This is a genomic window from Tenacibaculum sp. SSH1-16 (genome assembly GCF_040104435.1).
Classification (GTDB): domain Bacteria; phylum Bacteroidota; class Bacteroidia; order Flavobacteriales; family Flavobacteriaceae; genus Polaribacter; species Polaribacter mesophilus.
Window position 1 is genome coordinate 17695 of the sequence record NZ_JBECOV010000013.1, and the last position, 13850, is coordinate 31544.

At 30.8% G+C, this 13850-nt stretch carries 10 protein-coding genes; all 10 read left to right on the forward strand.

Annotated features, from left to right (window positions below):
• Positions 1–299: 299 nt before the first annotated feature.
• On the forward strand, positions 300–2495 hold the full coding sequence (locus ABMY20_RS13645) for a lantibiotic dehydratase family protein (RefSeq protein WP_349265563.1): 2196 nt from the start codon (positions 300–302) through the stop codon (positions 2493–2495).
• A 2-nt stretch (positions 2496–2497) separates the two neighbouring features.
• On the forward strand, positions 2498–3319 hold the full coding sequence (locus ABMY20_RS13650; RefSeq protein WP_349265564.1) for a thiopeptide-type bacteriocin biosynthesis protein: 822 nt from the start codon (positions 2498–2500) through the stop codon (positions 3317–3319).
• Positions 3319–5010 (forward strand): helix-turn-helix domain-containing protein, encoded by a 1692-nt coding sequence (locus ABMY20_RS13655; RefSeq protein WP_349265565.1) that lies wholly within the window; start codon positions 3319–3321, stop codon positions 5008–5010. The genes ABMY20_RS13650 and ABMY20_RS13655 overlap by 1 nt, the downstream gene beginning before the upstream one ends.
• Before the next feature lie 102 nt (positions 5011–5112).
• The gene (locus tag ABMY20_RS13660) at positions 5113–5271 is read left to right on the forward strand and encodes a hypothetical protein (protein ID WP_349265566.1); all 159 of its coding nucleotides are present in this window, start codon (positions 5113–5115) and stop codon (positions 5269–5271) included.
• Between the two features lie 86 nt (positions 5272–5357).
• Entirely contained in the window at positions 5358–7022 is a 1665-nt protein-coding gene (locus ABMY20_RS13665; RefSeq protein ID WP_349265567.1) for a S8 family serine peptidase, read from the forward strand.
• Between the two features lie 56 nt (positions 7023–7078).
• Positions 7079–7924 carry an MBL fold metallo-hydrolase gene (locus ABMY20_RS13670; RefSeq protein ID WP_349265568.1) on the forward strand — a complete coding sequence of 282 codons (846 nt, stop codon included), beginning with the start codon at positions 7079–7081 and terminating at the stop codon, positions 7922–7924.
• A 10-nt stretch (positions 7925–7934) separates the two neighbouring features.
• Positions 7935–9575 (forward strand): S8 family peptidase, encoded by a 1641-nt coding sequence (locus ABMY20_RS13675; protein ID WP_349265569.1) that lies wholly within the window; start codon positions 7935–7937, stop codon positions 9573–9575.
• Positions 9576–9642: 67 nt separating this feature from the next.
• On the forward strand, positions 9643–10047 hold the full coding sequence (locus ABMY20_RS13680) for a hypothetical protein (RefSeq protein ID WP_125066413.1): 405 nt from the start codon (positions 9643–9645) through the stop codon (positions 10045–10047).
• Position 10048: 1 nt separating this feature from the next.
• Positions 10049–11899 carry a M1 family metallopeptidase gene (locus tag ABMY20_RS13685; protein ID WP_349265570.1) on the forward strand — a complete coding sequence of 617 codons (1851 nt, stop codon included), beginning with the start codon at positions 10049–10051 and terminating at the stop codon, positions 11897–11899.
• A gap of 213 nt (positions 11900–12112) precedes the next feature.
• Positions 12113–13804 (forward strand): glutamine--tRNA ligase/YqeY domain fusion protein, encoded by a 1692-nt coding sequence (locus ABMY20_RS13690; RefSeq protein ID WP_349265571.1) that lies wholly within the window; start codon positions 12113–12115, stop codon positions 13802–13804.
• The last annotated feature ends 46 nt before the right edge of the window (positions 13805–13850 follow it).

Consider the following 13850-nt stretch of genomic DNA (forward strand, 5'->3'; position numbering starts at 1 on the left):
TTTAAAATAAAACCCCTTTATTTATGAGAACAAAAAGTAAAAATAAAGGGGTGGTTTTTCTTTTTCACGTATAACTTTCCCTGTCTACGAATACAATGCAAACCAACGCAAAATAAATGCAGTAAAAAATTCATATATAGCGAGATTTATAAAAAAATGGACGTTATTTATAAATTTCGAGTTAGAATTTTGTTAGTTTGTGTTTGTTTTTTAAGGGTTTAGCTGTTTTATGAGCTTGTTTTAATAATAACTACATTTGCAGGGATAAAGACACTAAAAAATTGACTCAAAAGAAGAGAATGCCATATAAAATTTTTGATTCTTATTGTTTAAGAACTCCATTGTTTTCTTTTTCTGATTATAGAACTTTAATAGAAAAGGAAGAGGTTTTAGAATCTGATTTTAGAAATTTGTTGCAAAACAAAATTTTTGAAGAGGCTTTATTTTTAGCTTCTCCTGAATTAGTAGGGCAAATTCAGAAATGGAAAAATCAAGAAGTTTTTGATGAGAAGAAAAAAGAAAGGTTAGAGCTAACAATATTAAAATATTTTACAAGAATAGCTACTCGCTGTACTCCTTTTGGTTTATTTGCTTCTTGTTCTCAAGGAAGTTTTAGTAATAAAACATCAATTCAATTAGCAGCAGTAGAAGACTACAAAAGAATTACTCGTTTTGATACTACTTTTTTAGCAGAACTATTTCTAGAATTGTTAAAAGAAGATGAAATTAGAAAACAATTACTGTTTTTTCCGAACACAAGTTTGTATAAAGTAGGAGAACATTACAGATATGTTGAGTATATAGTACAAAACAAAAAAAGAGAGTATTCAATTGAAGGAATTAAGTTTTCTACATATTTAGATGAGGTGCTCAAAGCTGCAAAAGAAGGACAAACAATTACAGCGTTAGCAAAAGTACTTGTTAGCGATGATATTGAATTAATAGAAGCAAAAGGGTTTATAGAAGAGTTAATAGAGCATCAGATTTTGGTGTCTGAACTTGAAGTTACTGTTACAGGAAGCGATTACTTTTCTAATTTAATAAAAAAAGTTTTTGAGATTTCTGAGAATAAAGAGTTTAAAAATAAACTCATGGAATTATCAAATCATTTAAATAAGATAGATGATTCTTTTGAAAACCCAGCATCTAGATATGAAGTAATTGAGGAACTAAGCAAACAGGTAGTTCCAAAAAAAGATACCAAATACTTATTCCAAACGGATACCTTTTCAAACACAATTGAAAATAAACTAGATAGAAAACTTAAAAACAATCTATACAAAGCGTTAAGAGTTTTTAATAAAATGACGTTGCGTTCCACAAGTGGAAGGCTAGAAGACTTTAAAAGAGCTTATACAAAACGTTACGAAGGTGAAAGGTTACCGTTAAGTTTAGTATTAGATGTTGAAACAGGTATTGGTTATGGAAAAAAAGAAGAAAACAACACTCCTTTTTTAGATAAAATTGTAAACACTCCCAAAAAGAAAAGATATAAACATATAGTTTGGAGAGATGTAGATAGTATTTTACAAGAGAAGTTATTTGAGGTACTGACTGAAGGAAAAACTACAATTAAATTAACGGAGCAAGATTTTGAAAGTATAGAAGAAAGATGGGACGATTTGCCCGATACGTTTTCATCAATTATAGAAGTGTTTAAGAGTTCAGGTGAAGAAAAACTGTTTATAAAAGGAACTGGAGGTAGCAGTGCTATAAATTTATTAGGCAGGTTTGGTCACGGTAGCGAAGGCTTGTCACAACACATAAATAATATAGCTAAAACGGAAAAAAACATTGAAAAGGATAAAGTCATAGCTGAAATAGTCCATTTGCCAGAGGCTAGAACAGGAAATATCTTACAGCGTCCTAATTTTAGAGATTATGAAATCCCTTATTTAGGGAAGTCTAGTGTAGATAAAAAAAAGCAAATTCCATTAAGCGACATTTTAGTTACAGTAAAAGGCGATGAGATTACGCTTTTTTCAAAAAAATTAAATAAAGAAGTAATTCCAAGATTAGGGAATGCTCATAATTATAGCAATAGTACATTGCCGATTTACCATTTTTTGTGCGAATTACAAACCCAAAATAAAAGAGCTAGTATAGGGTTTAGTTGGAATGCAACTTTTTTAAACCTACCTTTTTTACCAAGAGTAGTATATAAAGATATTATTTTTTCTAAAGCTAGATGGAACCTTCAAACTGATGAGTTAGGTGAAATATTAAAAAGTAAAGACTTTTTTAAACAAATGGTCAATTGGAAAAAGGAATTGCAATTACCCAATTATGTTGAGTTAGTTGAAGGGGACAACAGACTACTTATTTATTTAGAAAATAAGACAGCGGTTCAAATGTTATACAATGTAGTTAAAAGAAAAAAGAACTTTGTGTTAGAAGAGTTTTTATTTACTGATGATGAGCTTGTAAAGAGAGAAGGGATGTCTTTTTGCAATCAATTTGTAGTATCTTTTTATAACAATAAAACTAATTGTTGAAAATGGAAGTTGTAATAAAAAGAAATTTTTTTCCAGGAGAAAAGTGGGTGTACTACAAAGTATATTGTGGAAAAGAAGTAGCGGACAATGTGTTGTTACAATGTGTAAAACCTTTAGTAGGAGTTCTTTTTGAAAAGAAAATTATAGATAAATGGTTTTTTATTCGTTATACCGATCCTGACAACCATTTACGCATTCGTTTTCATTTAAATGATACAGAGAGTATTGGGAGTGTTGTTTTAGAATTTCAAAAATATATAGCGTCTTTTATTGAAACCAAACAAGTTTGGGATATTCAATTAGGAACTTATAAAAGAGAATTGGAACGTTATGGGAAAAACACGATTGCCGATGCAGAAACTTTTTTTTACGGAGATAGTGAAACAGTTTTAGGTCTTATTGAACAAACGATTGATGATAAGTACAGGTTTATTTACACACTTAAATACCTAGAGCAAATTATAAACACTTTCAACTTTTCAAAACATGAAGAGTTGTTGTTTCTAGAACGATATAAAAATCAATTTCAAAGAGAGTTTAATGCTGATAAGAAGATGAAAAAAGAAATGAATGTGATGTATAGTGAAGTAACTGGAGTTTCTTTAAATACAGAGTGGGTTGTGTTAAGTACTCTACAAAAAGAAGTTATAAAAAATTTCAAAACCAAAGCAGTAGAGAAAAAGTTATTGGTTTCTTTAGATGGTTTAGTAGCGAGTTTGATTCACATGTCTGTAAATAGAATATTTAAAAGCAAGCAACGAATGTATGAAATGGTAGTATATGATTTTTTGTATAAGAAATGTAAAAGGAAATTAGTAGAGTAATGAAACAACAATATAAAAGAGGATATATTTTATCCGTTGCTATTTTGTCTTTTTTAATTTTAGACATTAATGCTCAAAACAAAGATTCTTTAAGTATAAAAGGATTCAAAGAGTTGTCAAACTTATTTCATAAGCATAAAAAAGATTCTTTATTGTCTTTGAGTATAGCAAAAATATATTTACAAAAGGCGAAGTCAAAAAAAGATACAATTAAAATGGCAAAAGGTTTTCATTATTTATCAATTGTAAACAAAAGCAACGATAGTTTGTTTCTGGGTTATAATGACAGTATAATTGAATCTACAAAACTTGTAAAAACAGAATTTTTTCCAGTAACAGCTTACTTTAACAAGGGTGATTATTTTTATAAAAACCGTCTTTTTTATAAGTCCTTAGAAAATTATCTCTTAGCAGTTAAAAGTACAAGTAACGAAAAATACTCAAATATTATAAAACATAGGTTAGGATTGTTGAAGTCGAGATATAATAAGAATAAAGAATATTTGATGTTACTTAAGGAGGTGTACTCATATAATAAAAGAAATAATTATGAGAAAGAATATGTTGACTACCATCTTTCTATTTTGTTTGCTTTATCTGATGCTTATTTAAGGAATAAAAAAAATGATTCTGCAAGGTACTTTTGTTCAATAGGCTATGCAAAAAGTATTGAGAATAATAGAAAGTTATTTAAAAATTATTTTAGGTTAGAAAAAGGTGTAATTGAATTTTGGGATAAAAACTATAAAACAGCTATTGATAGTATTAATTTGGCTATTCCGGAAATTATTAAAGCAAAGGACTTAGCTAACCTCTCTTATGCTAACTTTTATTTAGGAAAATCATTCGATAAGTTAAATAATGAAAAGAAAGCTTTGAGTTATTTTGAGAAAGTGGATAGCATTTATTTTTTATCTAAAGATATTCATCCTGATTTGAGAGAAGGTTACGAATTTGTTATTAAATATTATAGGGAAAAAGACAACCCAGAAAAGGAACTAGTTTATGTTAGAAAACTATTGGATTTAGATCAATATTTCAGTAAAAATTATAAGTCTATCACCAATTATTTTAATAAAGAGTATGATACTCCCAAACTATTATTTAAACAAAAGGAAATAGTTAAAAGTTTAAAAAAAGAAAATACACTACAAGGTTGGTTGCTTTTGTTTTCAATTATACTTGTATTTAGCGCAATATTTTTTGGAGTATATAATTTTAAAAAGAGAAAAGTGTATAAAAAAAGATTTCAAGAAATTTTAAAGGAAACTAAAAAAGATAAATTAAGGACAACTAAAAAAGATAAAAGAGAAAAAGAGAAAGAATTGGCGTTGCCCCAAAAGAAGATAGATGAAATACTTCAAAAACTAAAAAGTTTTGAAGAAGGAAAACGGTATCTTGAACAAGATATAACCCTTAATTCTCTAGCTAAAAGTTTAGAAACAAATACGAGCTATCTTTCAAAGGTTATAAACTATTACAAAAAACTGTCTTTTTCAAATTATCTAAATACACTTAGGATAGAGTATATAATTGAAGAGTTGAAAGAAAACAAAACTTACAGGAAGTATACGGTTAAAGCATTAGCTCATGAGGTAGGTTTTAAGAATGCCGAGTCATTCTCTAAAGCATTCTATAACTTAAAAGGAATAAAACCTTCTTATTTTATTAAAGAATTGAACAAAGGGTAGTTAAGATACACGGTATTTATAAATTTAGAGTGGCTTTTTTAGAGAAATATGATTTTTGTGAGTATTTTTACGATTGTAGAATGATAATAATTTAAGTTAATTATGAAAAAAAAGAAATTAAATATTGAAAAGTTTAGAGTGGTAAGGTTGGAAAAACCATCAAATATTTTTGGAGGAAATGTTAATAGGATGAGTGTACCAAGAGGTACACAAACAGAAACGGTTATTGACGACGATCCTATCAAAACTATTAATTATTAGAAAAATCTTCAAAAGAGTACAACTAAGAAAAGAATAAGGAAGATAATAACCATTATCTTCTTTTTTTATGAAAAAAAAGAAAAAAGTTGGTCAAAAAAATATATTTTATTATTATTTTATGTCTTGTTTCATGTAATAAGAAAAGGTATTCTAGAATCTACCTTCCTGCTAATTTATTCGAGAAAAAAAAGCCTTTAAATAAAAAACAATTAAAGAATTGGCTAGGTAAGGACTTATTAATAGATACAATACCAGGAATAAGTCTTTACAGGTTATATGATAGCTTGTTGGTTGATAAGGAGGGAAAGGAAGTTATAGTTGCTATTCTTGATACAGAAATTGATACAAATCATAAAGATTTAAAAGGAAAGTTTTGGATAAATGAAGATGAAATACCAGACAACAATATTGATGATGATTATAATGGGTACGTAGATGATGTAAAAGGCTGGAATTTTCTAGGAAACCTTAAAGGAGATAATATTATTTATGCAAATTTAGAGTGCGTAAGAATTCTAAGAGAATATGGAAAAATATTTGAAAATAGTGACTCAATTAACTTAAAGTATAAATACCCTAAAAAACATCAATTATATATTGAAGCAAAAAGACAATTTCAAAAAGAATTGATAAAAGCTCAAAAAAAACAGAAGTATGGAGATTTTTTGTACGAAGGATATCCAATTGCTGTGAAAAAAGTAGATAGTATTTATCCAAAAGGAGGTTACACGACGAAAGATTTAGATAGTATCTATAAAAAGTACAAGGATGAAAATAAAAACTTAGCAAGGTATATTTATTTCATGTCAGATTTTATAAAGTATAATTTATCTGAAGAGTGGATAAAGAATTATAAAGAAGAGGCGGAACTTATGATAAGCAAAACACTTAATTTAGAGTTTAATGAAAGATTGATGATAGATATAAAACCAAACGATATTAATTATACTAATTATGGTAACCCTTACATTAATAAAAACATAAATACATATTATCATGGTACTGAAGTTGCTGGAGTTATAGCAGGGGAAAGTAAAAACTCTTTAGGGGTTAATGGTATAGTAAAAAAAATAAAAATTATGCCTTTACCTATTGCACCCCTAGGAGATGTACATGATAAAGATATAGCTCTCGCTATTCAATATGCAGTTGATAATGGAGCAAACATAATTAATATGAGCTTTGGAAAGGATATGTCAATGTATAAGGAGTGGGTTTTTGATGCCATGAAGTACGCAGCAGAAAAAAATGTCTTAATAGTATCCTCGGCTGGAAATACAAAACTGAATTTAAATATCACTAATAATTATTATCCCAACGATAATGTGAATAATAAAGAGGAGGTTACAGATAACTTTTTATTGGTAGGCTCAATGTTTTACAAATTAGATAAAACCCTATTTTCTTATTTTTCAAATTATGGAAACATAGATGTAGATTTATTTGCTCCAGGACAGAGTATACACACAACAATGCCCAACAATAAATATAAAACTGATACAGGAACGTCTTTATCTGCTGCAATCACATCAGGTGTAGCAGCATTAATCTATTCGTATTACCCTAACTTAACAGTATCTCAGGTAAAACATATTTTAATGGACTCTGGTTTAGAGTATACTTTTGAAGTGAGTACACCAACAAGAGAAGATAAAAATAAAACAACACCTTTTAATCAATTATCAAAATCAGGTAAAGTTTTAAATGCATACAATGCTTTAATTATGGCAGATAGCATTTCTAGAAACTAGGCACTTTTTGTTTTCCTTAACAAATTAATTCGCTAAAATTCTGCATCTTTGTAGTTATGCGAATTTATCCGATAGAAACAGGAAACTTTAAATTAGATGGGGGTGCCATGTTTGGCGTAGTTCCGAAAACAATTTGGCAAAAGACAAACCCAGCCGATGAAAACAACATGATCTCAATGGGCATGCGTTGTATGTTGATTGAAGATGGAGATCGTTTAACACTCATTGATACAGGTATTGGTAATAAGCAGTCAGATAAGTTTTTTGGATATTATTATTTATATGGAGACTTTTCATTAGATACTTCTTTAGCAAAACATGGTTTTCATAGAGATGATATTACAGATGTGTTTTTAACACACCTACATTTCGACCATTGTGGAGGAGCGATTCAATGGAACAAAGATAGAACGGGGTATGAACCAGCTTTTAAAAACGCACGTTTTTGGAGTAACCAACGTCATTGGGATTGGGCAGTACACCCAAATGCGAGAGAAAAAGCATCTTTTTTAAAAGAAAACATCTTACCAATTGAAGAAAGCGGACAACTAAACTTTTTGCATCTAAACGCAAAAGATTATGTTGGATTTGATGTGTTGTTCAAAGATGGACATACCGAAAAACAAATGCTACCGAAAATAGAATATCAAGGAAAAACATTGGTGTTTATGGCAGATTTACTACCAACAGCAGGTCATGTTCCTTTGCCTTATGTTATGGGGTACGATACAAGGCCATTACTTACCTTAAAAGAAAAAGAAGCTTTTTTAAACGAAGCAGCAGATAAAGAATTTTACCTGTTTTTAGAACATGATGCTTACAACGAAGTAATAACAGTAAAGCATACAGAAAAAGGAGTTCGTTTAAAGGAAACATTTGAGTTTACAGATATTTTTAATTAAGATAGAGATTATGAGAGTTTTAAAGCCCGTATTTTACTCGGCAATTGCAGTGGCTACCTTAGCTAGCTGTAAAACAGTAAGCAAAATCCCTGTGCCAGCAGGAAGTAATACCGTAGTGAATATTCCAGCGAAAAAAGCTGAATTAACAGACTATGAACAAGAAAACTGGCAACATTTAGACTTGGCTACAGATACAATTCCTGGAATGAGTGTAAATAAAGCTTATGAGTTTTTAAAAGGTAAAAAGAATATAGAAGTTGTAGTAGGAGTAATTGATTCAGGAACTGATTTAAAACATGAAGATTTAGTTGATGTAGCTTGGGTGAATTCTGAAGAAATTCCAGGAGACGGAATAGATAATGATAAAAACGGATATGTTGATGATATTAATGGATGGAACTTTTTAGGAGATTCTTACAAAGAACACTTAGAATACGAGCGTATTTTAATGAAACCCGAAGTTGCAGATGCTGAAACCTTAGCAGAAGTAAAAGCTTATCAAGCAGAGAAAATAGCAGAAGCAAAGAAAACGGTTACTCGTTATGGAGGTTTGAAAGTAATGGCTGAAGAAGCTGATAAAGCCTTTGCTAAATATTTTGGAAAATCAACCTATACTAAAGAAGAAGTAGAGGCTATTAATACAAATGATTCAGTGTTAAGCCAAGCAAAGATGTTTGCTACTAGAATGTTTGGTTATTTTGATACACTAGAAGAAGCAAAAGAATACTTTGAAAAAGGTGTTAAAGACGCTCAAAAGACTATTAATGGAGATAATTTAAAAATTGATTACCGTACTGTTGTTGGTGATAATGCGTATAATATTAACGATAAACCAGGATACGGAAATGGCAATACAGGTCACTCTGAAAAAGGAGAGCTTCATGGATCACATGTTTCAGGAGTTGTAGGAGCTACTCGTAATAATGGAAAAGGAATGAATGGGGTTGCTGATAATGTAAAAATTATGGCTGTACGTTCAGTTTCTGAAGGAGATGAGTATGATAAGGATGTTGCCTTGGGTATCCGTTATGCAGTTGATAACGGAGCAAAAGTAATTAATACAAGCTTTGGTAAAGGTTTCTCTCCTAATAAAGAATGGGTTTACGAAGCAATTAAGTATGCTGCATCTAAAGATGTATTAATTGTAAATGCAGCAGGAAATGATGGTAAAAATATTGACGTAGAGAAAACCTTTCCTAATGATGCACCAAACTTAGTAGATGAAATAGCAGACAATGTATTAACTGTTGGTGCAATGAGCGCTAAATACAATGAAGAGTTACCAGCAAGCTTCTCTAATTATGGTAAAAAGAATGTAGATGTATTTGCACCAGGAGTACAAGTATATTCGACAACCCCTGATAATGAATATAAAAAGTTAGATGGAACATCATTTGCTTCACCAGCAACTGCTGGAGTTGCTGCATTAGTGCGTTCTTATTATCCTGAGTTAACAGCGAGTCAAGTAAAGCATATTTTAATGAATTCAGGAACGAAGATAGATTTAGAAGTTAATAAACCAGGAACAGGAGCTAGATATGGTACTGCGCCTGTAAAAGTTCCTTTCTCAGAATTATCAGTATCAGGGCGTGTTGTAAATGCATACAATGCAGTAAGAATGGCTGATAGAATGGTAAACGGAAGAAAATAAAACCAGTATAAACAAGCTAAAAAAGAGCATTATTTTTTGATGCTCTTTTTTTGTTATAAGAAAACACATGCAACTAGAATTCAACAAAAAAACACAGGAATTAACAATAAAAGATGAAGTGCCAATGCATTCATGGTTAATAATCTCTTTGATGTTAATTAATGGAATTAATATGGGAGTTCAGTTGTATTTAATGAGTTATAAAAACAATGAAACTCTTTTTGTTTTTATGTTTTTACTTGCAGTAGTTTCTGTAGTAGTAATATTTTATTACGTGGTAAAAAGATCATGGAAATCTAAACACTTACTTAATGAAATTGAAGGAATAGAAACAAGAAAAGCCTACGGAAGAGAGCGGGTTTTTCTAAAGTTACATAATGGAAAAAGACGTAGTTTTCCAGTATTAAAAAATGAAAAAGAACTAAGCGATTTTAAGAAAACACTAACCTCAATGGGAATTAAACCAGTTTAATATGAAGAAAATAATCTTAAGCCTTTTATTGTTACCGGTTATTTCTTGTGCTACCGTAAATAGTGCAAAAAACAAAACCGTAACAAAAACAAAAGTACACAAGCAATCTAGCCAAGGATATTGGCAGCAACATGTTGATTATACTATGGATATTGATATGGATGTTAAAACATATCAATACAAAGGAACACAGAAATTGGTGTACACAAATAATTCACCAGATGCGTTAAATAAAGTATTCTATCATTTATATTTTAATGCATTTCAACCAAACTCACAAATGGATGTTCGTTCAAGAAATATCCAAGATCCAGACAGAAGAGTAGGAGATCGTATTAGTAAATTATCACCTTCAGAAATAGGATACATTAAAGTAAGTTCTTTAAAACAAAACGGTTCGGTAGTAAAACACGAAACTGTTGGAACGATTTTAGAAGTTACATTAAACAAACCAATTCAACCAGGGGAAAGTGTAACGTTTGATATGATTTTTGATGCGCAAGTACCAAAACAAATCCGTCGTTCAGGTCGTAATAGTACTGAAGGAGTTGCTTTGTCAATGACACAATGGTACCCTAAAATGGCTGAATATGATTTTGAAGGTTGGCATACACCACCATACTTAGGAAGAGAATTCCATGGAGTTTGGGGTAATTTTGATGTAACACTTCATATTGATAAAAATTATGTAGTTGGAGGAACTGGATATGTGCAAAACCCTCAAGAGGTTGGTCATGGTTACGAAGACAAAACAAAACCATTAAACCTTCCGTCAGGTGATAAATTAACATGGAAATTCACTGCGCCAAACGTACATGATTTTACTTGGGGAGCAGATCCTGAGTTTATTCATGATACCTATAAAATGGATAATGGAATCGACTTGCATTTCCTTTACAAGAAAACATTAGATGCTGAATATTTAGAAAATTGGAAAAAATTACAACCTAAAACTGCTGAATTAATGAAATATTTTAGTGAGCACATAGGTCAGTATCCATACAAGCAATACTCAGTTATTCAAGGAGGAGATGGAGGTATGGAATATGCAATGTGTACATTAATTACAGGACAACGTAAATGGGGAAGCTTATTTGGAGTAACAGCACACGAATTAGCACATACTTGGTTCCAATTCTTGTTAGCAACTAACGAAAGTAAACACCCTTGGATGGATGAAGGATTCACTACTTATATTTCAAACAAAGCAGAAAATGAAATTTTAGGAGAAGGAAAAGAAAATCCACATGCAGGATCTTACCGAGGGTATAATTACGTGGTAAAAAATAATATTGAAGAACCTTTAACAACACATGCTGATAGGTATCATACAAATACAGCGTATGGAGTTGCGAGTTATTCAAAAGGAAATATTTTCTTATCACAATTAGAATATATTATTGGAGAAGAAAACGTAGCAAAAACACTAAAGAAGTATTTTGAAGACTTTTCTTTTAAGCATCCAACACCAAATGATATTAAACGTACAGCTGAAAAAGTTTCAGGACTTCAGTTAGACTGGTATTTAAATGAATGGACGCAAACAACACATACTATCGATTACGGAATTAAATCAGTAAACGGAAAAGAAATTACCTTAGAACGTATTGGTCAAATGCCAATGCCTATTGATGTTGAGGTAACGTATACAGACGGTTCAAAAGAATCATTTAACATTCCGTTACGTATGATGCGTGGAGAGAAATCAACCAATGCTACAGTTATTACAGATTGGACTTTTGCACATCCAACGTACACTTTTACAGCCAAAAAAGAGGTGAAATCAGTTGAAATTGATCCGTCAAAACTAATGGCAGACGTAAATCAAGAAAACAATTCGTTCGGAAAGTAAGTTCAAACCAAATAAAATTATTAAAACGGAAAATCTATACAGGTTTTCCGTTTTTTTATTAAAAAAAATAATCCATAATTTTCTTTGTGTAATTATCTCATAGATTCTATGTAATTTTGTTGTTTAAACCTTTTAGGAAGCTCTTAATTGATTCTATTTTAAGAGAGAATCATAGAAGGTTGTAAAAATAGAACACGTACATAATTTATAAAGATGTCAGAAGAAAAGAAATCATTGAATTTTTTAGAGCAAATTGTTGAAGAAGATTTGGCTAATGGAATGCCAAAAGAAAATTTGCGTTTTCGTTTTCCACCAGAACCCAATGGATATTTACATATAGGACATACAAAAGCTATTGGTATTAGTTTTGGTTTAGGAGAAAAATACAATGCTCCAGTAAACCTTCGTTTTGATGATACAAACCCAGCAAAAGAAGAGCAAGAATACGTAGATGCTATTAAGCGAGATGTAGCTTGGTTGGGGTATCAATGGGAAAAAGAATGCTATTCTTCTGATTATTTCCAACAATTATATGATTGGGCAGTTCAATTAATTAAAGACGGAAAAGCATATGTAGACAATCAATCTTCTGAAGCAATGGCTGAACAGAAAGGAACGCCAACGCAACCGGGAGTAGCAGGACCTAATAGAGACAGAAGTATTGAAGAAAATTTAGATTTATTCATACGTATGAAAAACGGTGAATTTGATGAAGGGTCTCATGTATTACGTGCTAAAATAGATATGGCTTCACCAAATATGTTAATGCGTGATCCTATAATGTATCGTATTTTAAAGAAAGAACATCACCGTACAGGAAGTGATTGGGTAATCTACCCAATGTACGACTGGACACACGGAGAAAGTGATTATATAGAACAAATCTCGCACTCATTATGTTCATTAGAGTTTAAGCCTCACCGCGAACTATACAATTGGTTTAGAGATAACGTATATGAGTATAGTCAATCAGAATACCCATTACCACCAAAACAAAGAGAATTCTCACGTTTAAACTTAAGTTATACCGTAATGAGTAAACGTAAGTTAATGAAGTTGGTGGAAGAAAGAATCGTTTCAGGATGGGATGACCCACGTATGCCAACTATTTCAGGATTACGTCGTCGTGGTTATACACCTGCTTCAATACGTAGTTTTATTGAAACGGTAGGAGTTTCTAAACGTGAAAATGTGATTGATGTAGCATTACTAGAGTTTAAAATTAGAGAAGATTTAAATAAAACAGCAAATCGTGTAATGGCTGTTTTAGATCCGGTAAAGGTGGTAATAGATAATTATCCAGAAGATCAAGAAGAAATTTTAATTGCTGAAAACAATCCAGAAGATGAAAACTCAGGAACAAGAGAAGTTCCATTTTCAAGAGAAATTTATATAGAGCGTGAAGACTTTAGAGAAGAAGCAAACAAAAAATTCTTCCGTTTAAAATTAGGAAAAGAAGTGCGTTTAAAGAACGCGTATTTTATCACGGCTAATAGTGTAGAAAAAGATGAAAATGGAAACATTACAGTAATTCACTGTACATATGATCCATTAACAAAATCAGGAAGTGGAACAGAAGAAAGTAAGCGTAAGGTGAAAGGAACCTTACACTGGGTTTCTATAAAACATGCAGTAAAAGCTGAGGTAAGAGCGTATGATAGGTTGTTTTCAGATGAAGCACCGGACAGTCATAAAGACAAAGACTTTATGGAGTTCTTAAACCCGAATTCGTTAGAAAAAATTACGGCTTACGTTGAACCAAGCTTACAAACAGCAAAAATTGGAGATCGTTTTCAGTTCCAACGTTTAGGATATTTTAATGTAGATGATGATTCAACAGCAGAAAGTTTAGTATTCAATAAAACAGTTGGATTACGAGATAATTGGGCGAAAAAGAATAATTAGTGCCCAAAGACTAGAATAAATAAAAAATGCTGCTTTTAAGTTAAAA

Bases quoted from the DNA above. Each gene is read 5' to 3' on its own strand.
- ABMY20_RS13645 (WP_349265563.1), top strand. From the start codon at position 300: ATGCCATATAAAATTTTTGATTCTTATTGTTTAAGAACTCCATTGTTT.
- ABMY20_RS13650 (WP_349265564.1), top strand. From the start codon at position 2,498: ATGGAAGTTGTAATAAAAAGAAATTTTTTTCCAGGAGAAAAGTGGGTG.
- ABMY20_RS13655 (WP_349265565.1), top strand. From the start codon at position 3,319: ATGAAACAACAATATAAAAGAGGATATATTTTATCCGTTGCTATTTTG.
- ABMY20_RS13660 (WP_349265566.1), top strand. From the start codon at position 5,113: ATGAAAAAAAAGAAATTAAATATTGAAAAGTTTAGAGTGGTAAGGTTG.
- ABMY20_RS13670 (WP_349265568.1), top strand. From the start codon at position 7,079: ATGCGAATTTATCCGATAGAAACAGGAAACTTTAAATTAGATGGGGGT.
- ABMY20_RS13675 (WP_349265569.1), top strand. From the start codon at position 7,935: ATGAGAGTTTTAAAGCCCGTATTTTACTCGGCAATTGCAGTGGCTACC.
- ABMY20_RS13680 (WP_125066413.1), top strand. From the start codon at position 9,643: ATGCAACTAGAATTCAACAAAAAAACACAGGAATTAACAATAAAAGAT.
- ABMY20_RS13685 (WP_349265570.1), top strand. From the start codon at position 10,049: ATGAAGAAAATAATCTTAAGCCTTTTATTGTTACCGGTTATTTCTTGT.
- ABMY20_RS13690 (WP_349265571.1), top strand. From the start codon at position 12,113: ATGTCAGAAGAAAAGAAATCATTGAATTTTTTAGAGCAAATTGTTGAA.